The sequence below is a fragment of the Vibrio sp. 10N.222.49.C12 genome, from assembly GCF_041475025.1.
GTDB lineage: Bacteria > Pseudomonadota > Gammaproteobacteria > Enterobacterales > Vibrionaceae > Vibrio > Vibrio crassostreae_C.
This window is the reverse complement of the sequence record NZ_JBFRVF010000020.1, coordinates 110,057-131,376: the sequence shown is the minus strand read 5'-3', so window position 1 is coordinate 131,376 and position 21,320 is coordinate 110,057. Positions and strand designations below refer to the sequence as shown.

Genomic DNA, 21,320 nt, shown 5'->3' with positions numbered 1-21,320 from the left:
GGCTTTTAATAAAGGCTACACATACCAGGCTTAAACGATATTTATGGAATTAGAAACGATCTCTAGTTCCGAAAAGAAGTACATTTCTGGTTTAAAACAAAAATGGCTCCCAACTATACAATTAGTTGGGAGCCATTTTTTATTGAATCTAATCAGCAAAGCCACTGCTTACCGCGAATGCCGTTACTCAGGTGCTTGTTCAGCGGCTTGCTGCAATGTGTAAGCCGTCGATGGGTCAATCTCATTAACCAACTTCTCAACCTGCATGATCGCATCAACCGAGGTACTGCTTTTACGGTAGCTCAGATAAATTGGGAGATACCAGTCTTCAACCCCTTTCACCTTGTGCAGCTGACCCGAATCGATAAAAGGTTCGACTAGAGACACCGGAAGATACGCACTGCCGCCTTTCTCTAAAATGAAATCGAGGGCGATACGGGCTGTAGAGGTACGTAGGTACGGTGCTGGCACTTTAGGGTGACGTTCTGCGTGTTCAGAACCAAAGCGCGTTCCCCAATCCACATAAACATACTTATGTTGAAATACAGATTCCAGATCATCTTGCTGCGTTGATACCAACACCAAAACCAAGTCAGCGACTTTTTTACAGTTCAGCTCTTCTGCTTTGATCTGATCGAACGCGAAAGCCATATCTAAGGTTCGTTCTAACAAATTACGGTTCAGTTGCTCGCGCCCCATCACCTCTGCCATAAAGCCGTAACCACCAAAAGAGTCGGTTACCACACTTAAACAGTTTTGCAGATACGCATCCCAAATATTCGGCGTGCCGCCCAGCGTTAACTGCAAGGCTTTACCACTCTCTAACGACAGCTCAAATTTGGCTTGTTGTAGGGTGGACACCATCACTTCGGCATAACCAATCAAACGTTCACCGGAAGATGTGAGTTTGATGTTATTGCGGTCACGAATGAAGAGCTGAGTATCAAAATAGCCTTCAAGCTGTTTGATCCGCGCACTCACCGCCGCTTGTGTTAAATACAAGTTTTCAGCTGCACGCCCAAAATGGCGCACCCTTGCAACCTCAAGAAAGGTTCTAAATACTTTCACATCCATCAAATACATCTCTGTAATAAATCTGCTAACTAGCCGATCTAGGATTGTTTATCGTAAAGGCAAAAACATTTTGTTTCCTATTTTAGCCTTTTAACAATATTTTCGCGTGAGCAATAAACACTAATTTCTATCTAACCACATTACTGAGGCTGATATGTCTGAGACCGAATTCCGACACGGAAAAAAACGTTTTTATGACACCATTAAATTCCCGAGAGGGTTCGCTAAGTCGGGTGATTTTACTCTTTCAGAAGAGGAAATCCTAACCTTGTTTGGTGACACTATGCTTGCACTTGAAACTGGTGAACTAGCACCAATCAATGCAGAAGAAAAACACTTCATTAAAGTGTTGTCTCACCCTCATAAGGCAAAGTCCAAGTTAGAGCGTGTTTGGTTGAAGTACATTCAACTGGCTCGTGGACGCCGTCGCTTTCACACCCTAAACGGCTGCAAACGCGGCGACGTATCTAGGGAAGAATACGAAAGTGAGTTAGTGTTAGAAGATTAGTAAAATCGCTCAAAGTGATACCTCATCACTTTGGGCTTTTTTTTGCCTTCAAACACACATCTTCTTTGTAATTGGTAAGTTTAGCCAACCTATCCATTTTTACCAATATTTATATACAATTCATAGCGATAGCGTGACTAAAACACAGCTCTCGTTCAATCTTATGGGTATTCATCCCACTGAGATTCATCGTTCTTCATCCTGCCCCTGTCTTTTATCACGATAGCGCTCCATTGCCATCATTATTTTTCTAGTTTCAACTATACGCTCAACGCTTGTTTATACTCGAAACACGTTAATGCACCAAAATTCGTCAATGGTTCGAGCGATGCCATTATTGCAATAATCGTATCAAGGCATAGAAACACACCAACCCTTTCAGGTGCTGAATTAGATCAACATTGCTGTATATGACAAACGTATTAATCTTGTTTAACGCCACCAAATATCCATACAATAATTGTGCAATTTTGAGAGTTCCAGTCACAGTTACGACGAAAAAAGCAAAAACTTGACCTAAAACAATAGCGGAACTGGATAACTTATTTTATAATGCGAATTAATGTTTCAGAACACTATAAAATTTTATTTCTAGGGGCAAAATCAATGAGACTTATTCCATTAAGCAACAAAGCTAAAGTAGGTAAATGGGCTGCTCGTCATATCGCAGATTCAATCAACAAGTTCGCTCCAACGGCTGAGCGTCCATTTGTACTAGGTCTTCCTACTGGTAGCACACCTCTAACTACTTACGCTGAGCTAATTGAACTTTACAAAGCTGGCGAAGTTAGCTTCAAGCACGTTGTAACATTCAACATGGATGAGTACGTTGGCATCGACCCTAACCACCCAGAGTCTTACCGCACATTCATGCACGAGAACTTCTTCAACCACGTTGATATCCAAGCAGAAAACATCAACCTGCTAGACGGCAAAGCTGAAGATATCGATGCTCACTGTGCAGCATACGAAGAGAAAATCCGTTCATACGGCAAAATCAACCTGTTCATGGGCGGCGTAGGCATCGACGGTCACATCGCATTCAACGAACCAGGTTCTTCTCTATCTTCACGCACTCGTATCAAAACGTTGACTGAAGACACTCGTATCGCGAACTCTCGTTTCTTCGATGGCGACATCAACCAAGTTCCTAAATACGCACTAACTATCGGTGTTGCGACTCTTCTAGATGCAGAAGAAGTGATGATCCTTTCTCTAGGCCACAACAAAGCTCAAGCGCTTCAAATGGCTATCGAAGGTTCTGTAAACCACATGTGGACTGTTACAGCTCTACAGATGCACCGTAAAGCTATCATCGTTGCTGATGAGCCAGCTCAACAAGAGCTAAAAGTTAAGACTCTACGCTACTTCCAAGAGCTAGAAGCTGAGAACATCCAAGACCTATAATTCCTATAGTCTTGAATAGCAGGGCGTTTTTATAAAGAGGGCGTCTTGAATAGAAAAAGCCACTGAATGTGGCTTTTTTTGTGCCTGCTGCTTTTGTATTTAATGGGAAGATATTTCGGATATTTTTTAGAAGCACAAAAACAACAAAGCGATTTCTCCAACGAGAGAAACCGCCATCATTTTAATCTTTGTATTGAAACGAACCAACAACTACAAGATATGTAGGGTGTGAAACAAGATAAGCAGGGCTGCAAACTAGAGCTAAGAGCTCAGCGCGTTATCTCGGCATAGGGTAGTGATAATGTCAGTGATAGCTAATACGATCGTCGACTTCACCTTTTGATTATGTCTCCCCAAGAACATTTCAAGCATTGGGCCAGACATGGTTTCCACCATCTCCGCGTCATATTCGATAGGCATAATACGCTGAATCGCGTGCACCTTGTTGAGCTCAAATATCACATCAACTTCTGTAAAGCTTGTGTCTTCACCCTGTATTTTCGCCCACTCTTTCAAGGTAACGAAAACCTCAAGATCGTCGTAGAGTTCTTTACTGATCACGCCAAGTCCGAGTAGCAACTTAGCACGAATCATGATCTCGCCTAACGGCCCACCACTGTTGAGAAGTGGCTCGACAACGAACTTAATTGCAGTGTCGTCTTTCTTAAAGATGTTTTTTAATACGGCATCTACCGTGTCGTCCAATGCATCATAAGCAGCCATTAGGCAGGCGCTAGCACTCTCAGCTTCCGAAAGGGCTTCGAGTAATTCAGTTTCATGGCTTGTTTGTATTGGCATAACGGCTCGACAATAAGAAAGTGCCACTGGTGTGGCACTTTGATGGTTTATCATTTCAATGCTAGATAAGCTTCTTCCGCTAGTTTAACAACTTCTGAGTCACTATTCAGCTCAGAATAATGCGCTAATGTCTCAGCAAAGCCTTTTTCTGCGAACATTGCTTGAAGTTCAACCGCTTGTGGGTCGTCTTCGTTCTTGTAATGGAACGCAGCAGCGATTGCTTTTACTAGGTGAGCATTCGGTAGGCCGTACTCTAATGTACCGTTTAGAGGCTTAACTAGGCGGTCTTGCGGGCTCAGTTTACGAATTGGCTGACGACCAACGCGGTCTACTTCATCACGTAGGAACGGGTTAGCAAAACGACCTAGAATCTTTTGGATGTAGGCAGCGTGTGCTTCTGGATCAAAGCCGTAACGCTTAATCAGAACCGCACCACTCTCTTCCATCGTCGCTGTTACTTCAGCGCGGATTACGTCATCTTCGATAGAGTCTTTAATAGTCTCATGACCTGCAAGCACACCAAGGTATGCCGTTACCAAGTGACCTGTGTTTAGCGTGAACAGTTTACGCTCAACGAAAGCCATTAGGTTATCAGTGCATTCCATTCCTGGGATGTTTGGAATCTCACCTTTGAATTGTGTTTGATCTACGATCCACTCGCTGAACGTTTCAACCGTTACCGCTAGAGGATCTGTTTCGCCCGCTTCTGCCGGTGGAACAATACGGTCAACCGCAGAATCAACAAAGCCAATGTGCTCTTCAGTGAACGCTTTCATTTCATCAGAAAGGTGCTCTAACACGGCTGCTTTTAATTGGCTAGTACCGCGAACCATGTTCTCTGCCGCGATGATGTTCATTGGTGCAGTGTTGTTTGCTGCTGCACGCTTTTCAATGCCTTGAGCGATAGACTTAGAGATGATTTTAAGAACCGTAGGGCCCACTGCAGTCGTCACAAGATCAGACTCAGCAATGCAATCTACTACTGCGCTTGTCGCTGAGTTTACTGCTGTCACGTTCTTAACAACTTCGACAACACACTCTTCGCCAACAATCTTAACTGGGTATTCTTGGCGTTCAATTAACGCATTTACAACCGTTTCATTTACGTCAGCAAACGTAACCTTCATACCAGCATCAGAAAGAAGCTTACCAATGAAACCACGACCGATATTACCTGCACCAAAATGTAACGCTTTCATAATTTTGACCTTATAAATATTTGAATCTAGATAGCTAACTGCTCAACAACATGCCTTGACGATGTGCCCTAGGCATTAAGCAGTAAGCTATTCAGACTGAATCTTGTTAAAAAGATTAAGACCGAAAATGAGGCCAGTAGGGGGATACCGGCCTCCTTCACTCAGGAGCTTGACTAGAGCTTTTTAGTTTCCGTTGAGAATACGTAGAACATCAGCAGGGTTTGTTGTGTTCTGTAGGCATTCCACAGCTTCTTCATCATCGAGTGAATTGGTAATCGCCATCAGCACCATGTTATGCTCATCGCCTTGTGCGGCAATACCGATAACCATCTTCGCGATATCATCTTCATCTTCGCCCCACTGAATACCTTCAGGGTACTGACAGAAAACGATGCCGGTTTTTTGTACGTACTGTTTCGCTTCGATTGTGCCGTGTGGTACTGCGATAGACTCACCTAGGTAAGTAGACACAAGCTCTTCACGAGCAAACATGCCATCTACGTATTCTGGTGATACGTTGCCAAGTTTTACTAATTGTTCGCCAGCAAACTTGATTGCGTCTTCTTTTTGAGTCGCTTTAAGGCCAAGGAAGATGCTGTCGTCAGTCAGTGCAAGCTTGTTGCCTTCTTGCGCTGGAGCTGCTGCTGGAGCCGGAGCTTCTACTTTCGCTTCACCACTTTGAGCATCGACAAGCTCGGCAACTAGTTGGTCGTATACGCCGCCGTCTAGGAAGTTGTTTAGAGACATATGCATCGCACCTGGCACAGTGCTACGAGCACGGTCTGTTAGGTCTTTATGCGTAATAACGATTTGCGAATCAGCCGGTAGGTTGTTGATTGCGTAGTTGGTTACTTCAATGTCTAGGCCAGCTGTTGCTACTTTCTTACGTAGTAGACCTGCACCCATTGCACTTGAACCCATACCCGCATCACACGCTACATAAACTGCTTTTACATCCGCTAGGTTTACGTTTGCTTCTGCTGCTGCACCTTTAGAAGACGCTTTCATGTCTTTCATTTGTGCAGACGCTTTTTCTAGAGAGTCTTCGTCGTCATCTTGAGCTGAAGTTTTAAGCAGAATTGAAGCCACTAAGAAAGATACTGCTGTTGCTGCGATAACTGACAATACAACACCGATGTAAGAGCCTTTTGGCGTCATCAGTAAGATTGCGAAGATAGAGCCTGGTGATGCTGGAGAGATAAGGCCAGAATCGAACATTACGTTAGTGAATACACCCGCCATACCACCTGCGATTACCGCAAGAATTAGACGTGGGTTCATTAGAACGTAAGGGAAGTAAATTTCGTGGATACCACCTAGGAAGTGGATGATAGATGCACCAGCAGCAGATTGCTTCGCGCTACCTTTACCAAACACCATGTAAGCAAGTAGAAGACCAAAACCAGGACCTGGGTTTGCTTCGATTAGGAAGAAGATAGAGCGACCCATCTCTTCAGATTGCTGGATACCTAGTGGAGAGAAGATACCGTGGTTGATTGCGTTATTTAGGAATAGAATTTTCGCAGGTTCAACAAAAATAGATGCTAGAGGTAGTGCACCCGCTTCTACCATTGCGTTTACGCCAGCCGCAAGTCCGCCAGACAGAATCTTAACCGCAGGACCAATCACGATGAACGCGATGATCGCACAGATCATGCCGATGATACCCGCAGAGAAGTTGTTCACTAGCATTTCGAAACCACTCTTCACTTTACCGTGAACAGCTTCATCGAATTTCTTAATTGCGATACCACCTAGTGGACCTACAATCATTGCACCCATGAACATTGGGATATCAGTACCAACGATAACACCCATTGTTGTGATAGCGCCCACTACCGCACCGCGGTCACCACCAACCATTTTACCACCGGTGTAACCAATCAATAGTGGCAGTAGGTATGTAATCATAGGACCAACCATTGATGCTAACGTTTCGTTAGGCCACCAACCCGTTGGGATGAATAGTGCAGTAATGAAACCCCACGCAATAAATGCGCCGATGTTTGGCATTACCATATTGGATAAGAAACGACCAAAGTTTTGAACCTTAATCTTTGCTTCTGGTGATAACATAGGTAGAACCCCGTAATGTATTGGTTGGTCAAATGACCGAAAGTGTGTACTCAAAAGTCGATTAAAATGTATCACAACATTTCCAAAATGCACCCTAGCCCAACTTTCGTGATAGCCATCACACACAAAAAACACTTTCGGGTTAACAAGCACACCTTAGATCACAAAAACACCATGAATTTAAATTACAAAGCCAAATTAATGAGAATAGATATCATCAACACACGATCTAGATCACATTTTATTTTGTAATACTTAAAAATAAATAGTGATTAAGGTCACATTTAATAAAATATAGCATCTAAGATCTATATAAACCGTATAAAAGAACATCGTGTCACGTATATAAAATATGCACCCAGATGAGCAAAATCGCGATACCTGTAATTTAATTACAGGTTGAGCTACATTTTGCTAAACATACAAAACGAGACCTAACGCTCTACTAAAAACATAGACCACTGAACTGCAGTTAGCATTGATAGATGTGATATGGTATTTACCAACGCTATCGCATCATATATATATCCAACACCCATCAGCTGATCACTCCGCTATTTGAGAAAAGACTATGTCAGACAAAATTTCCACATCCGCACTCGCTAAACAAAAAGGCATAGAAGCTAAAGCTTTATTTAGCGATCTAAAAACAGCGGGCTATATAGTGCGTTCACAAGAGCGTTGGATTCTCACAGAACGGGGAGAAAGCTTTGGTGGGGAATATGTCGAACACAAGAAGTTTGGTGTCTTTATTGTCTGGCCAGAGAAACTGCTTATCGATTTGGACTCATTCTCAGGAAAAACACTCACCGCCACCCAGCTTGGCAGTGCCTTTCAACTCAGCGCAAAGAAAATCAACTTACTGCTCAACGAGCTTGGTTGGATAACAAAAGAAGAAGACGGTTGGCATGTCACCTCTACAGGCTTAAAAGCCGGAGGTGAACAAAGAGAAGACAAAGCGACTCAAAACTTATTCGTGGTATGGCACGACTCATTGGTTCGCAATAAACGTTTAAAGCAGTCTGTTGTTGAATTCCTAGGGCATGATGCTGAAAGCCACTCGACCGATGTGTCATTCTCCAGTTTTCGTCAGAAATTTGAGGCGAAGCACCGAAGCTTAGACGGGCATTATGTTCGATCAAAGGGAGAGCTGATCATTGATAACTGGCTTTATATGGCAGGAGTGGTCCATGCGTACGAGCGTCCGCTTCCGATATCAAAAGAAGTGATCAGCGATTTTTATCTACCAAGTGGCAAAGTATACATCCAGTTCTGGGGAACTGATTCTGCGCCAATCGCCGAAAATAAACGTGAAGCTACGAGAAAAATCTATGAAGAGCATGGTTTTGGTTTAATCGAAATCACGCCAGAAGATATCCCCAACCTAGACAGCGTACTTCCGCCATTATTGCGCCAATATGGTATCAAAGCGTACTAAGCTACTGAATCTAGAGATTCCACCTCCATTAAGATCACACTTATTGAATCATTATGGACATTATTAACCATAGTGATTTGATATGTTCGCTATTTTTCCCGAGTCATTCTTCTATTATCTTACACCCATCGACTTGAGCTACCGCAGATACTCGATTTATTGGGGCATGTTCGATAACTATTTAGACGTTCAATCTATTGAGATTCGTTTAAATTGGTTATCCGTTTATTGTTGACGTAACTGAACATAAAACCCTACAACATTTATTATTGATAGATATTAGGATTCAACATGACTCATCCAATCATTACTGATCTAAACACTCGTTACACAGCTAAAAAATACGATGCAGAAAAGCGCATCTCTGCGGAAGACATGGAAGTAATCAAAGAAGCACTTCGCTTGTCAGCTTCTTCTATCAACTCTCAGCCTTGGAAATTCATCATCATTGAGAGTGACGCAGCAAAACAACGCTTCCACAATACTTTCGAAAACATGTTCCAGTTTAACCAACCACATGCGAAAGAAGCGTCACACACGATCCTGTTTGCTCACGATCCTAAGTACACTAAAGAGAAATTCGCGAAGCGTGCTGATACAGAAGTAAGCTCTGGTCACTTACCAGCTGAAATGTACGAGCAATTCTTAGGTGCTTACGCATTCGCAGAAATGAACACAGACGAAACAGGTTTCAACGGTAACTGGACTAAGTCTCAAGTTTACATCGCACTAGGTAACACACTGCACACACTAGCTCGTCTAGGTATCGCTTCAACACCTATGGAAGGTGTAGATGCAGCTATGATCAGCGAAGAGTTTGCTGACGAACTAGAAGGTCACGTTGTTGATGTAGCTCTAGCTATCGGCTACCACAAAGACGGCGAAGACTACAACTACGGCAAACCAAAAGCGCGCCTAGCTCTTGATGAAGTCGTTACAACACTTTAGGGCGTGTTGATGTGACAGAGCCCTAACCGCAGGGGTATCAGGCAAGAAAACCTCGATAAACAAGAACAAAAAAAGCCAGTCAACAGACTGGCTTTCTTGTATTCATCTTAGTGCGATAAGCACATTGCGTTTAAGTAAAGGCGAACATTAACCGATAAACGAGATGTAACCCTGAAGGATAATCAGGTTAACGATATCGATAAAGAAGGCACCAACAATTGGCACCACCATGAACGCCTGTGGTGAAGGACCAAAACGGTTCACCAAAGAGCCCATGTTCATTACCGCTGTTGGTGTTGCACCTAGGCCGAAACCACAGTGACCACCTGCCATAACCGCTGCGTCGTAGTTAGAACCCATTACTTTGAACGTCACAAAGTAAGAGAAGATACCTAACACAACCGCCTGAACCGCCAGGATAACCAAGAACGGAATCGCAAGGTCAAATATGTTCCAAAGCTTAAGGCTCATTAGCGCCATTGCTAGGAACAGTGACAATGACACCGTACCAAGAATATCGACCGTTTCGCTGTCAGTCTTATGCAGCTTAGTCACTTCAAACACGTTAGTGATGAACACACCGATAAACAACGCGTAAACGAAGTCAGGAATCATCAACCAAGAAATTTCAAAAGTCGCCACCCACTGCTCTAGGTACTTCGCACCCGTGATACAGATAAGAAGGATGAACAACACTTCAATCACCTTCTTCGCCGTCACTTTGTCTTCTTCATACTCGTTGTAAGTAACAAGTTCAGGGAAGCGTTCATGTGTTTGCGTGCCAGTGCCGTACTCAGATTCAAGCTGGTTTTTATCAATCAGCTTTTGCGCCACTGGGCTACCGATAATACCACCGATGATCAAACCAAAGGTCGCTGAAGCCATCGCGATTTCTAGCGTATTTGCAATGCCAAACGTGTCTGCAAAAGTTTGAGACCAAGCCGCGCCTGTGCCGTGACCGCCCGAAAGGGTGATAGAGCCAGCAATCAAACCCATCAAGGGTTCAAGGCCTAGTGCCGTAGCTAAGGTTACGCCTACACCGTTTTGGATAATGATGTAAACCGACGCTACCCCTAAGAATAGGAATACCTTAGCACCACCTTTTATCAGCTGCGTGTAGTTCGCCGCAAGACCGACCGTTGCAAAGAACATCAACATAAACGTGTTCTGCAGGGGCAAGGAAAACTCAAGATCAAGGCCGTTAAAGTGCAGGGCTGTAATAGCAAAAGCGACAATCAAGCCGCCGACAATGGGCTCTGGAATGTTGTACTTTTTGAGAATCGGAAGCTTTGCATTGACGAAATGACCTAGAAACAAAACACTAATCGCGATTAGGAAGGATTCTAGTGGTCCAATTGAAATTAATTGATTCATATAACCTCTATTTTTTTACGTTCTCATCTTCCCTAATGAGTCTAGTTTTATCTGTAATTATTTGTGCTGCTCTACCTATATTTATACAAACTGGAGAGAAAGTGTGGATTCGAAAAGCGAACACATTACTGCGATCGCTTAGTACCATGTTAGTAGCACGTTAACTTTTATAGGAGATAAAAGGATTTGTGACAACAGTCACCTCCTAAAAGTTGAAAACGGCGTGAGTATCTATGCCGCTGACTCTGCTTTCTTAATACCTAAAAAAGCAAAAGGAGCTATTTCTAGCTCCTCTTTCATCACCATCGCTGGTAATTAGAATTTTTTCGGTGCGTAACCAGTCATAACCTCAATGCGAAGTTCTTTACCGATCTTCGTCATTGGGTGAACAATTACGAGTCCTTTAACAGACTTTTTAAGTTTACCCATATCCGCTTGCTCAGCCTTAGTGATCTCACGGCTAAATGGCATATCAACCAGAGACTTACGCTCTTGGTTCACATCATAGCTTTCTTTGTGTTTAAGCTGGGCAATTTTCTTAGTTAGCTTCTTAATCTCTTCCTCGAACTGACGAACAACAGGACGATCATTACGAGTTTTAGCAGCATCTAACTTGTGGCGACACTTGTCTAGACGGTTGTTAATTTGTTGAAGTTCGTTTTTAACACTCATAATAATTTCCTAAGATTAAACAAGCCAATTCGGATTGGGGCGCGGAGTATAGCACAAGGGTTGTGTTGAACCGAAATTTATCTGTTAATTACCAATAGAAACGAATCACATCGACACCGCTCATTCAGCTTACTTATTCTTTGTGGCGAATCTCTAAGCGGATTATTCATTGATAGGATAGCGCCTACTTCAAAAATTGCAGTCCTCGATGCATCAAAATTCCGTCTAAACTTATACTCTAACGCAATAACTAAATCAGGGTACACAGCTTGGAGTTGTTACCCCCAGCACGACTCTGAATCGCAACGTAATCACAAGGATAGCCGATGACATTATTGAAACGAACATTGACCTGCAGCCTAGCCCTGAGTGCAATGTTTGCCACAACTTATGCATCTAGTGAACAAGCCACCCAAAGTAACCTAATCGTCGAGTACTCTACACCGCAAAATACCGAAGAAGAGCAGCTCAAACGAGAGATTCAAAGCAGTGGCGTTAATGACACCGTGGTCGACCTATCAAACCAACTCTTCATGTTTGAGAAGCCATTAACCATTCAATATGGCGGGGAAGAAGGACCACTCTACGATCCACAAACCCATCAAGTACTGATCCCTTACAGTTTTTACGCTGAGTCACTCAATTACTTTGAGAAGAACCAATACGAAAAAGAGTATGGGAAATCTGCGCAAACCGGCGCTATTGATACCTTGCTGCACACCCTGCTACACGAGACTGGGCATGCGTATATCGAAGATCAGAACATTGCCATATTGGGTAAAGAAGAAGATGCGGTTGATAACCTAGCAACCGTGCTACTGCTTAACTACGTAGAGCATGGGGCCGACGCTGCTATCAGCGCTGCAGACATGTTCGCTTTCGAGTCAGAAGACCGCCCAGAGTATTACGACTTGGGGGAATACATCGACGAGCACAGTTTCGACCTGCAGCGTTACTTCTCCACGTTATGCTTGGTGTATGGCAGCGATCCCGATGCCTATAAGAACTTGCTCGATGAAGTGGAAAACGACTATTTGAAAGACAGAAAAGAGTTCTGCGTTGAGCACTTTGACGTGATCAATGAAAATTGGCATCAGTATTTAAAAAAGAGTGACGATGCTTAGATGCTTAAAGGTTAGTGTCGAGAACTAGGAAAACGGCTTTGGCATCAAATTCCAAAGCCGTCACTCGATAGATTGGCTTAAGTCTTACGTGTTAAGAGTTAAGAGTTAAGAGTTAAGAGTTAAGAGCTTAAACCCTAGACCTTCACTTTATACTTCAGATCTTGAGCTTCATCGCCGGTCATGCCTCGAAATCCCCAGCAGTGCGATGGCTGTTCCTTAATGGTGATTTCAATATCAATTGGAGAGATAGCTAACTGCTTCTCTATCTCAGAAAATATCTTCTTAATTAAGCGCTTTTTGGTGTTTACCGCTCGACCTTCCATCATGTTGATCTCAATGACGGTATAGGCTTCTGTTCTTCCTTCCGGGTAAAAGAAGTCATCTCGTTCCAATGGCACAAACCGATGTGCTCGCTTGTCATCGGGTAAACCCATTTCACTGTTTAAGCACTGCTGCAACACATTAGAGAGCTGCAACTTAATTGGATTTAAGCACTCTTTGATACCATAAATAACAATCATGACCATTCCTTTGATGCGATGTTAGGTATAGAAGAACGTCAGATAGAAGCATCGCCTGGCGACTACCTATTCGCTTACTATTTGTACACATATTACCTAATGACGCGTATGGGAAAAGGTAAAAACAATGAATTTATGAACAGGTGCAACAAAATACTTATCCCTTTGCGAACATAAGCCGAAGCGAATTGATCGAACACCACCCTCCCCGCGTATATCTTCTCAAATCACATTTGAACTAAGGAGTGCTATGTGCCGAATTCACCTAGGAAGACCACGCGGACAGACGCAGAACCAGAAACACCCGTAGAATCTTCTCTAAAGCTTGCTGTGTTTCCTCTCCCTATCTTTCTTTTACCGGGAGGCAGGCAAAGACTGCGCATTTTTGAGCCAAAGTATCTCGCGATGGTTGCTCACGCAGCGCAGGGCGATGGTTTCATTATCGCCACTCAAGACAACACTAACTCTGATCATCTCAGTTCTTGGGGAACAAAGGTGACCATCGTAGACTTCAATATGTCGGAAGACCAAATATTAGAAATTGATGTTGAAGGCGAAAAGTTGGTGCAATTGCATGGGTCGTTTCGAGACGATGATGACCTAATTAAAAGTAAGTTCAGATCGTTGCCACACTGGCCTACCGATGAATATAAAGTGCCTAACGTGTTTACAGCGTTTTTGGTTCAGCTGTTTCGCGACCACGATTCGATAAGAACCCTTTACCCCACCCCTGATTTCGAAAGCCCGCAATGGATTTGCGCGCGACTACTCGAAATGATGCCTATCCCTTTGGAAAAGAAAACCGAATTTACTGAACCAGCCAGTTTTCCGTCTCTAGTTCCTTTTTTGAATCAAATCATTACGGGGCAATAAGCACTTTTCTTCACTATAATTTTGTATAGTAGAAATTAATTTAAATTAAAGTGATCCCGACTTTCTCCTTTCACGTAGTGCCCATCAAATTCGCATGATGGTTAGTTACTATGCAAGTGGAAAGCAGAAGTTCAGGGAACGGCAAGGAGCATGTCATTATTCCCGATAACAAAGTACCTACAGACAACAAAGTACCGACAGAGCTCTCGAGCTGGCTGGTGTTGGTTGGTACAGACCGAGACAAGCAGGCGTTCACCTGTTTGTTCAAGTTCTTCGCTCCTAAGATCAAGCGTTTTGGTATCAGTAAGTTGGGTGGCGAAGCTGCTGCAAACGAGCTAGTTCAAGACACGATGACTAATGTTTGGAAGAAAGCACATCTCTACAATGTAGATAAAGGCGCTGCGACCACTTGGGTCTACACGGTAATGCGTAACGCAGCATTCGACATGTTGCGCAAAGTGAAAGCGAAAGCCGAACAAACGATAGCCGACGATATCTGGCCAATCGATGCGATGGTAGCCGAGTCTCAAAGCGAAGATTTGCCATTCGGTGACCATTTGATGAGCCGACACGTAATGATTCAAATAGAAAAGTTGCCTCTCGCTCAGAAAACCATCGTCAAAGGCGTTTACTTTCAAGAGCTCTCTCAAGAGCAACTCGCTCAGCAACTTGGCGTCCCACTTGGAACAGTGAAATCACGTCTGAGACTCGCTTTAGCCAAATTAAAAGTTCACATGGGGGAACAAGACCATGATTAAACATCACCCAAACGCGGCAATCTTGAAAGACTTCGTCGATGGCACGTTGGCTGATTCAGTTTCTTTGATTGTTTCTAGCCATGTAGAGCTGTGTGAACACTGCCAACAACAAGTCAAGCAGCTTACAGCTGTAGCAGCGAATAATGCTTTTGACGCAGAGCCAGTATTCTCAAATGAAGATCTAGACAGCTTCTCAATGGACGACATGGACTTTGATTTTGACGCGATAGAGCAAATCACAGCTGATACTTCTCAGTCTGTTGAAGTGACTCCAGAGGTTCAGAAAGTAACTGTTGCTGACACGACATTCACAATCCCTCGCGCTCTAAACTCAGTAGCGAGAAAGGACTGGATGAACCTAGGCAAAATTTCACGAGCAAGACTCGATTTTGCTGACGAAGCACACCACACCAGCTTGTTGCACATCGACAAAGATGGACAAGTGCCTTGCCACACCCACAAAGGCTTCGAGATCACGCTTCTTCTAGAGGGCAGTTTCGAAGACGAAATGGGCGTTTACAACAAAGGTGACTTCATCTGGTTGGATGGCAATCACACTCATCAACCGGCAACAAAAGAAGGTTGTGTCTGTTTAACCGTTTCAAGTGATGCGCTTTACTTCACAAAAGGTGTGAGCCAGCTATTCAATCCACTTGGAAAATATATCTATTAACCCTGTTGCAAGCTATAAATATACAGGATGGCATGAAGCTATCTTGTATATCGTCAATACATCTGAATAAAAACAACTACGGTGTCAAAGTAAAAATACACCCAGCTCTGTAAGTACGATTAGCAATGTTGAACTATAAGAAAAAGCTCAGAGCAAGAGCAAAGGAGTTGGCCAATGGAAAAGAAAATCAAAATCGGTATCAGTGCATGTGTTGCTGGACACAAAGTACGTTTCGACACAGGTCATAAACGCTCTCGTTTTTGTACAGACGACCTAGCAGACTACGTGGAATTGGAACCTGTTTGCCCAGAGATGGCTGTTGGCCTTCCAACCCCTCGTCCAACCATTCGTCAGACAAGAATGCTAGATGACATCATCCATGTTTCTCGCCCTGATGGCTCAGGTGATGTGACCAACGAACTGATCGAGTTCGGTCAAAACTACTCAAAGAAAAACCAACACATTGCCGGCTTTATTGTGTGTCAAAAAAGCCCAACCTGCGGTATGGAGCGCGTGAAGGTGTACCACCACCATGGTCGCGGCTCTGAATCGACTGGCGTAGGCATGTTCACCCAACAAATTATGGACGGTAACCCGTTACTCCCCGTTGAAGAAAACGGTCGCCTTAACGATCCCATTTTGCGTGAAAACTTCATGACTCGAGTATTCACATACCAAAAATGGCTCGATCTTGTGGATGAAGGTGTGACCAAACACAAACTGATTCAGTTCCACAGCGCCCACAAGTACCTCGTCATGTGTCACCACGTTGAGGGTTACAAAAGCTTAGGCAAACTGCTAGCGGGTAATGACTTAGAAATCGACGAATTGGCGGCTCAATACATCGAAGGCTTGATGACAGCATTGTCACATCACGCGAATCGAGGCAGTCACGCCAATACGCTGCATCATTTGCAGGGTTACTTTAAGAAACAACTCAGTAGCGCCCACAAACAAGAGTTGACCAACCAAATTGCAGCTTTTCGAGAAGGTGTTATCCCACTGTTAGTGCCGCTGACACTGATCAATCACTACCTGATGGAATACCCGAACGAATACCTAGAATCACAGGTTTACCTAAACCCTCACCCTCAAGAACTTAAACTGAGATACGGATATTGAGCGACATACTATGGATACGACGAGACCTGCGGATTCTCGATAACCCAGCGCTCGTCTCGGCAGTTGAAAACGGCGTAACAATCGCCGTTTTCATTTCAACTCCTCAAACGTGGCAGCAGCACCACCTTGCGCCAATCAAAGCTGATTTTATCTATCGTCATCTAAAACAACTCGATTCCCAGCTCGCTGAATTCGGGATAACGTTGCTTCACCTAAAAGCGACCGATTTTGACGACCAATCCAATCAACTCATCGATCTATGCCAGCAGCTTGATGCCAAGTGCGTCTACGCTAACTCTGAACCAGAGGTCGATGAACAAGCTCGCGATAAAAAGCTGATTTCAAGCGGCCTAAACCTCAAGATCAGCGATTGTGACGTTATGCTGCCACTCGGTAGCGTTCTCAACAAACAAGGCGAAATGTTCAAAGTCTTTACGCCCTTTAAGAACGCTTGGTTAAAAGAAGTTCAGGTGAAAGGCATCATCTGCAGTCCAGCTCCTGTCGAGTCAGCTGAACGTTCACAAACACAGCTTCCTGACGACTTACAAGCCTTAACCCTCTCCGCTGACTATGATTTCGATTTTCCGCGTGTTGATTCGAGTCGCTGGCCATTAAGCCAAGATGTATTGGGCAATGTGATCCCCAATTTCTTAGGCAATAAAGTCAACGACTATGCGCGCCTGAGAGATATTCCCTCAGTTAAAGGAACATCGGGGCTATCACCTTATTTAGCAATTGGCGCAGTGAGCCCACGTTGGTTAGCGATTCAATTGATTCAGCAACAACCCGATCTGTTATTTGATACGCAATTACCGGCCTTTTGTTGGCTCAACGAATTGATTTGGCGAGATTTTTATAAGCATTTGATGTTTCACCATCCTAAACTGGTTAAAGGCGCTAACTTTCAGCAAAAATACAATGGTTTAGATTGGTATTACGATCATCCTAGCTTCAAAGCTTGGTGCGAAGGAAAAACAGGATATCCATTGGTTGATGCAGCAATGCGTCAACTGGTTGAAACGGGCTGGATGCACAACAGGCTAAGAATGGTGGTGGCAAGCTTCCTAACCAAGCACCTGCTTATTGACTGGCGTTGGGGCGAACGTTTCTTTATGTCACACCTTATCGACGGTGACTTTAGTGCCAACAATGGTGGCTGGCAGTGGGCTTCAAGTACGGGCTGTGATGCTCAACCTTACTTCCGAATTTTCAATCCAATCACTCAGAGTGAAAAGTTTGATCCAAAAGGAGTTTTTATTCGTAAGTACATACCAGAGCTGCAAAATATCCCAGATAAGCATGTACATTTCCCACATGACTTTATCGCTAAAAACGGAATAGACAGCGAATACTGGCAACCCATCGTTGAGCATAAAGAAGCACGATTGAGAGCCTTAGCCTTCTTCAAATAATTAGAGTGAATATTATGGATAACTCTCTATGGCTTGATAACTTTCTCAACATGTATCGAGAACTCGGAACCGACAATTTCGACGTGCTTAAGACGGTTTATCACCCTGATATTGAATTCCAAGATCCGCTGCATCATGTCAGCGGTATTTCGGCGCTTACGCACTACTTCGAGAACCTCTACACCCAAGTAACCAGCTGTTACTTTCATATCGAACACACTTTCGAAGCGAACGACGAAGCTTCCGTTTACTGGACGATGCAGTTTGCTCACAAGCAATTAAATGGGCAAAAGCCAATCGAAGTACAAGGGCACAGCCACCTTAAGATGTTCGACGGTCAAGTGGTCTACCACAGAGACTACCTCGACGTCGGCTCTATGTTGTACGAACACATTCCAGTACTGGGCTGCGCGATCAAATCCATCAAAAAGAGGGCGAGCCGATAATGCGTATTATGATCACAGGCGCGACCTCTGGTATCGGCCAATCCCTAGCTAAAGATTACGCTCAGCAAGGGCATCAGGTGATTGCTTGTGGCCGCAACTCAGACAAGCTGCAAGCCTTAGTTGACTCGCACGAGACAGACGTCGCGCATTCATCAATTTCACCGCTCTGTTTCGACTTGACTGATTACCACAACTTCCCAGAACTCGACCAAGACAAGCCGCTCGATCTGCTGATTTTAAATGCGGGTGATTGTGAGTACATCGACGACCCAGTGAATTTTGATGCCGAGCTTTTTGAGCGCGTCATCAACATAAACCTAATTTCAATTGGCTACGCCCTTAAAGCTTGGTTAAAAAACATCAAGCCCGGCGGCCGTTTGGTTTTAGTCAGCTCCAGCGCCAGCTTTTTACCTTTGCCAAGAGCCGAGGCTTATGGCGCTTCAAAGGCAGCCCTCACCTACTTAGGCAGAACACTTTCGGTTGATCTGGCAACGCACAACATTCATGTCTCAATTGTGCACCCTGGCTTTGTTGAAACGCCATTAACCGAGCGAAATACGTTCTCTATGCCTATGATTATTAGTAGTGAGGCCGCAACTCAGCGAATCGTAAATGGTATCGCTCAAGGAAAGAGTGAAATCGATTTCCCAAGACGATTCATCATGTTGATGAAGCTACTAAGAATGCTCCCAACTCCAGTTTGGCAAAAACTCGCTTCAAGGATGGTATAACAATGAAGAAAATCGCCATTATTGGTTCAGGTATCTCTGGACTCACTTGCGCGCATATATTAGATAAGCACCACGACGTAACAGTATTCGAAAAGAATGATTACGTTGGGGGGCACACCGCGACCGTTGATATTGAACATCAAGGCTCGGCGTTTTCGATAGATACAGGTTTCATCGTATTCAACGATCGAACCTACCCGAATTTCAATCAGCTTCTAGAACAACTCGATGTCGAAAGGCAACCGACTGAGATGAGCTTCAGCGTCCACAACACGACGACCAAGTTTGAATACAACGGCCACAGCATTAATTCGTTATTCGCGCAGAGGAGCAACATCTTCAAACCTCAGTTCTGGTCTTTAGTGTCTGACATTCTCAAGTTCAACAAGCTGTGTAAGGCTCAGTTTGAAAGCAATGAATTCACACCAGACGTTACCCTTGGCAGTTTCCTACGAGATAATCAATTTTCCGACTTTTTCAGCCAGCACTACATCTTACCGATGGGCGCGGCGATTTGGTCGACAAGCTTGGAAGAGATGGAAGAGTTTGAGCTCAAGTTCTTCATTCAGTTTTTCTACAACCATGGATTGCTCGATATCGCGAACCGTCCTCAGTGGTATGTGATACCAAAGGGATCGCGTTCTTATGTTGAAATCATCCTTTCACGCTTAAACAAACCCGTTGCACTCAATACATCGATTAAACAAGTGACTCGCAATGAAACAGGCGTCACGATTGAGTTTGAAGATGGCAGCACACAAGACTTCGACGAAGTAATCTTTGCTTGTCACTCAGACCAAGCCTTACGTCTGCTTGGTGATGCAACAGAACAAGAGCAACAGGTACTGGGCGAGATCCCATACAGCCGCAATGAAGTGGTTCTGCACACCGATACTCGCTTGTTACCAGACAGGAAACTGGCTTGGGCAAGCTGGAACTACATGTTGGATGGCGACAGTAAACGACCTGCTTGTGTCACGTACAACATGAACATTCTGCAAGGCATCGAAAGCCAAGACACCTTCTGTGTCACCTTGAATCAAAGCGAAGCCATCGACCCAGAAAAAATTATTCGCAGCTTTGTTTATCATCACCCGGTACTTAATTCGAACACGGTCGAAGCTCAGCACAAGCGTGAGCAAATCTGTGGCAAAAACCAGACGCACTTTGCTGGCGCTTATTGGTATAACGGCTTCCATGAAGACGGTGTCCACAGTGCACTCGATGTGACCAAACGCTTCGGTTTAGATTTGAGTACGAGTTCCGCGCTATGAACAGTCAAACCCTGACACCCGAGATGGGGATCGCATCCGAAAAGAGTGAAGAGCTCAGCGGTATCTATTGGGGTAACGTCAGACATCGCCGCTTTGGCGACATCACTCATGAGTTCAGCTATCAGCTGTATATGATGGGGTTAGATCTTGATGAGCTGCCCCAAACCACAGCGCGCAGTGCGCTGTTCGGAACTCGTTGGTACAACCCGATTCGCTTTGTCGAATCGGATTATCTCGCTGAAAAAAAAGAAAATGTCACCACGGATGAACCAAAATCACTTAAGCAACGTATAGCTTCCAAAGTGCAACAACTTGGTGGGGTTTGGTCTGATTCAAACCGTGTGACGATGCTGGCTCAGTGCCGCTGTTTAGGCATCTACTTCAGCCCAATCAACTGTTTCTTCTGTTATGACGAGACTGGAGATTGTAAGTACATGTTGGCTGAGGTGAGTAACACGCCTTGGCGAGAAAGACACTACTATCTCATCGACATGCACCAAGAATTGAAGGTAAAAAAAGAGTTTCACGTTTCGCCGTTCATGGATTTGAACATGACTTATTTTTGGAAGATTAAGCCACCAGCGAAACGCACGTTAGTTCACATCGAAAGCCGCCGAGACGACAAGCTTTTCGATGCGACACTGGCTCTGACGAAGCAGTCAGTAACCAAGACAAACATTAGACGAACGGTATTCAAGATTCCGGCGATGACGATAAAAGTCGTGATGGGAATTTATTATCAGGCTCTCAAATTATTCCTGAAAAAAGTACCGTTTGTGGCGCATCCAGACTCAACGTCTTAAGCGCACATGAAAGAACTCAATTGAAGCTTGGGTTCGCTCCAATCAAGGAGCAGAACTCAGCTTAGTTGGCACAAAATATTAGAATGAGT

Annotated in this window: 21 protein-coding genes; 14 read left to right on the top strand and 7 right to left on the bottom strand. The window is 44.2% G+C overall.

Features of this window, described 5'->3' with window-relative positions; translation table 11 throughout:
• Positions 1 to 183: 183 nt before the first annotated feature.
• Positions 184 to 1,074, bottom strand: coding sequence for a LysR family transcriptional regulator (locus AB4583_RS06865; protein WP_017061518.1), 891 nt, complete (start codon positions 1,072 to 1,074; stop codon positions 184 to 186).
• Positions 1,075 to 1,228: 154 nt separating this feature from the next.
• Between AB4583_RS06865 and AB4583_RS06860 the strand changes: the two genes are divergently transcribed.
• Both AB4583_RS06860 and nagB read left to right on the top strand, forming a co-directional pair.
• Entirely contained in the window at positions 1,229 to 1,582 is a 354-nt protein-coding gene (locus tag AB4583_RS06860) for a DUF413 domain-containing protein (protein ID WP_017061517.1), read from the top strand.
• 606 nt (positions 1,583 to 2,188) lie between these two features.
• Positions 2,189 to 2,989: a glucosamine-6-phosphate deaminase gene (nagB, locus tag AB4583_RS06855; RefSeq protein WP_017057618.1), complete on the top strand. Its 801-nt coding sequence runs from the start codon at positions 2,189 to 2,191 to the stop codon at positions 2,987 to 2,989.
• A 261-nt stretch (positions 2,990 to 3,250) separates the two neighbouring features.
• On the opposite strand, the gene AB4583_RS06850 is transcribed toward nagB, so the two are convergent.
• From AB4583_RS06850 to AB4583_RS06840, 3 genes are all read right to left on the bottom strand, one after another.
• Positions 3,251 to 3,787: an MltR family transcriptional regulator gene (locus AB4583_RS06850; RefSeq protein WP_198592367.1), complete on the bottom strand. Its 537-nt coding sequence runs from the start codon at positions 3,785 to 3,787 to the stop codon at positions 3,251 to 3,253.
• 50 nt (positions 3,788 to 3,837) lie between these two features.
• Entirely contained in the window at positions 3,838 to 4,986 is a 1,149-nt protein-coding gene (locus AB4583_RS06845; protein ID WP_009846102.1) for a mannitol-1-phosphate 5-dehydrogenase, read from the bottom strand.
• Between the two features lie 183 nt (positions 4,987 to 5,169).
• Positions 5,170 to 7,062 carry a PTS mannitol transporter subunit IICBA gene (locus AB4583_RS06840; RefSeq protein WP_017070220.1) on the bottom strand — a complete coding sequence of 631 codons (1,893 nt, stop codon included), beginning with the start codon at positions 7,060 to 7,062 and terminating at the stop codon, positions 5,170 to 5,172.
• Positions 7,063 to 7,633: 571 nt separating this feature from the next.
• Here AB4583_RS06840 and AB4583_RS06835 point away from each other — a divergent pair.
• Together AB4583_RS06835 and AB4583_RS06830 are read left to right on the top strand one after the other, a co-directional pair.
• Entirely contained in the window at positions 7,634 to 8,500 is an 867-nt protein-coding gene (locus tag AB4583_RS06835; protein ID WP_017070219.1) for a hypothetical protein, read from the top strand.
• 291 nt (positions 8,501 to 8,791) lie between these two features.
• On the top strand, positions 8,792 to 9,448 hold the full coding sequence (locus tag AB4583_RS06830; protein ID WP_017061511.1) for an NAD(P)H-dependent oxidoreductase: 657 nt from the start codon (positions 8,792 to 8,794) through the stop codon (positions 9,446 to 9,448).
• Between the two features lie 147 nt (positions 9,449 to 9,595).
• On the opposite strand, the gene gltS is transcribed toward AB4583_RS06830, so the two are convergent.
• Together gltS and AB4583_RS06820 are read right to left on the bottom strand one after the other, a co-directional pair.
• A complete protein-coding gene (gene gltS, locus AB4583_RS06825; protein WP_017060972.1) occupies positions 9,596 to 10,822 on the bottom strand; it encodes a sodium/glutamate symporter in 1,227 nt (408 codons plus the stop codon).
• A gap of 315 nt (positions 10,823 to 11,137) precedes the next feature.
• Entirely contained in the window at positions 11,138 to 11,494 is a 357-nt protein-coding gene (locus tag AB4583_RS06820) for a YibL family ribosome-associated protein (protein WP_017060971.1), read from the bottom strand.
• A 326-nt stretch (positions 11,495 to 11,820) separates the two neighbouring features.
• Between AB4583_RS06820 and AB4583_RS06815 the strand changes: the two genes are divergently transcribed.
• Positions 11,821 to 12,618, top strand: coding sequence for a DUF4344 domain-containing metallopeptidase (locus AB4583_RS06815; RefSeq protein WP_017060970.1), 798 nt, complete (start codon positions 11,821 to 11,823; stop codon positions 12,616 to 12,618).
• Between the two features lie 134 nt (positions 12,619 to 12,752).
• Here the strand turns inward: AB4583_RS06815 and AB4583_RS06810 are convergent, their stop codons facing one another.
• Positions 12,753 to 13,139 carry a tautomerase family protein gene (locus tag AB4583_RS06810; RefSeq protein WP_017070218.1) on the bottom strand — a complete coding sequence of 129 codons (387 nt, stop codon included), beginning with the start codon at positions 13,137 to 13,139 and terminating at the stop codon, positions 12,753 to 12,755.
• A gap of 252 nt (positions 13,140 to 13,391) precedes the next feature.
• On the opposite strand from AB4583_RS06810, the gene AB4583_RS06805 reads away from it, so the two are divergent.
• The 9 genes from AB4583_RS06805 (at position 13,392) to AB4583_RS06765 (ending at position 21,231) form a co-directional block, all read left to right on the top strand.
• On the top strand, positions 13,392 to 14,012 hold the full coding sequence (locus AB4583_RS06805) for an LON peptidase substrate-binding domain-containing protein (RefSeq protein WP_372083731.1): 621 nt from the start codon (positions 13,392 to 13,394) through the stop codon (positions 14,010 to 14,012).
• A gap of 110 nt (positions 14,013 to 14,122) precedes the next feature.
• Entirely contained in the window at positions 14,123 to 14,770 is a 648-nt protein-coding gene (locus tag AB4583_RS06800) for a sigma-70 family RNA polymerase sigma factor (RefSeq protein WP_372116890.1), read from the top strand.
• Positions 14,763 to 15,443 (top strand): ChrR family anti-sigma-E factor, encoded by a 681-nt coding sequence (locus tag AB4583_RS06795; RefSeq protein WP_017060966.1) that lies wholly within the window; start codon positions 14,763 to 14,765, stop codon positions 15,441 to 15,443. The genes AB4583_RS06800 and AB4583_RS06795 overlap by 8 nt, the downstream gene beginning before the upstream one ends.
• Before the next feature lie 174 nt (positions 15,444 to 15,617).
• On the top strand, positions 15,618 to 16,565 hold the full coding sequence (locus tag AB4583_RS06790; protein ID WP_017070215.1) for a DUF523 and DUF1722 domain-containing protein: 948 nt from the start codon (positions 15,618 to 15,620) through the stop codon (positions 16,563 to 16,565).
• Positions 16,562 to 17,977 (top strand): deoxyribodipyrimidine photo-lyase, encoded by a 1,416-nt coding sequence (phrB, locus tag AB4583_RS06785; RefSeq protein ID WP_372116887.1) that lies wholly within the window; start codon positions 16,562 to 16,564, stop codon positions 17,975 to 17,977. Before AB4583_RS06790 ends, phrB begins: the two co-directional genes overlap by 4 nt.
• A gap of 14 nt (positions 17,978 to 17,991) precedes the next feature.
• A complete protein-coding gene (locus tag AB4583_RS06780) occupies positions 17,992 to 18,423 on the top strand; it encodes a nuclear transport factor 2 family protein (protein WP_102320404.1) in 432 nt (143 codons plus the stop codon).
• Positions 18,423 to 19,154, top strand: coding sequence for an SDR family NAD(P)-dependent oxidoreductase (locus tag AB4583_RS06775; protein WP_017061282.1), 732 nt, complete (start codon positions 18,423 to 18,425; stop codon positions 19,152 to 19,154). The genes AB4583_RS06780 and AB4583_RS06775 overlap by 1 nt, the downstream gene beginning before the upstream one ends.
• A 2-nt stretch (positions 19,155 to 19,156) precedes the next feature.
• A complete protein-coding gene (locus tag AB4583_RS06770) occupies positions 19,157 to 20,428 on the top strand; it encodes an NAD(P)/FAD-dependent oxidoreductase (protein WP_372073651.1) in 1,272 nt (423 codons plus the stop codon).
• Positions 20,425 to 21,231: a DUF1365 domain-containing protein gene (locus AB4583_RS06765; RefSeq protein ID WP_017061280.1), complete on the top strand. Its 807-nt coding sequence runs from the start codon at positions 20,425 to 20,427 to the stop codon at positions 21,229 to 21,231. The genes AB4583_RS06770 and AB4583_RS06765 overlap by 4 nt, the downstream gene beginning before the upstream one ends.
• Positions 21,232 to 21,320: the final 89 nt, after the last annotated feature.

Coding starts and splice junctions, on each gene's coding strand:
- AB4583_RS06865 (WP_017061518.1), bottom strand. CDS start 1,074: ATGGATGTGAAAGTATTTAGAACCTTTCTTGAGGTTGCAAGGGTGCGC.
- AB4583_RS06860 (WP_017061517.1), top strand. CDS start 1,229: ATGTCTGAGACCGAATTCCGACACGGAAAAAAACGTTTTTATGACACC.
- nagB (WP_017057618.1), top strand. CDS start 2,189: ATGAGACTTATTCCATTAAGCAACAAAGCTAAAGTAGGTAAATGGGCT.
- AB4583_RS06850 (WP_198592367.1), bottom strand. CDS start 3,787: ATGCCAATACAAACAAGCCATGAAACTGAATTACTCGAAGCCCTTTCG.
- AB4583_RS06845 (WP_009846102.1), bottom strand. CDS start 4,986: ATGAAAGCGTTACATTTTGGTGCAGGTAATATCGGTCGTGGTTTCATT.
- AB4583_RS06840 (WP_017070220.1), bottom strand. CDS start 7,062: ATGTTATCACCAGAAGCAAAGATTAAGGTTCAAAACTTTGGTCGTTTC.
- AB4583_RS06835 (WP_017070219.1), top strand. CDS start 7,634: ATGTCAGACAAAATTTCCACATCCGCACTCGCTAAACAAAAAGGCATA.
- AB4583_RS06830 (WP_017061511.1), top strand. CDS start 8,792: ATGACTCATCCAATCATTACTGATCTAAACACTCGTTACACAGCTAAA.
- gltS (WP_017060972.1), bottom strand. CDS start 10,822: ATGAATCAATTAATTTCAATTGGACCACTAGAATCCTTCCTAATCGCG.
- AB4583_RS06820 (WP_017060971.1), bottom strand. CDS start 11,494: ATGAGTGTTAAAAACGAACTTCAACAAATTAACAACCGTCTAGACAAG.
- AB4583_RS06815 (WP_017060970.1), top strand. CDS start 11,821: ATGACATTATTGAAACGAACATTGACCTGCAGCCTAGCCCTGAGTGCA.
- AB4583_RS06810 (WP_017070218.1), bottom strand. CDS start 13,139: ATGATTGTTATTTATGGTATCAAAGAGTGCTTAAATCCAATTAAGTTG.
- AB4583_RS06800 (WP_372116890.1), top strand. CDS start 14,123: ATGCAAGTGGAAAGCAGAAGTTCAGGGAACGGCAAGGAGCATGTCATT.
- AB4583_RS06795 (WP_017060966.1), top strand. CDS start 14,763: ATGATTAAACATCACCCAAACGCGGCAATCTTGAAAGACTTCGTCGAT.
- AB4583_RS06790 (WP_017070215.1), top strand. CDS start 15,618: ATGGAAAAGAAAATCAAAATCGGTATCAGTGCATGTGTTGCTGGACAC.
- AB4583_RS06780 (WP_102320404.1), top strand. CDS start 17,992: ATGGATAACTCTCTATGGCTTGATAACTTTCTCAACATGTATCGAGAA.
- AB4583_RS06775 (WP_017061282.1), top strand. CDS start 18,423: ATGCGTATTATGATCACAGGCGCGACCTCTGGTATCGGCCAATCCCTA.
- AB4583_RS06770 (WP_372073651.1), top strand. CDS start 19,157: ATGAAGAAAATCGCCATTATTGGTTCAGGTATCTCTGGACTCACTTGC.
- AB4583_RS06765 (WP_017061280.1), top strand. CDS start 20,425: ATGAACAGTCAAACCCTGACACCCGAGATGGGGATCGCATCCGAAAAG.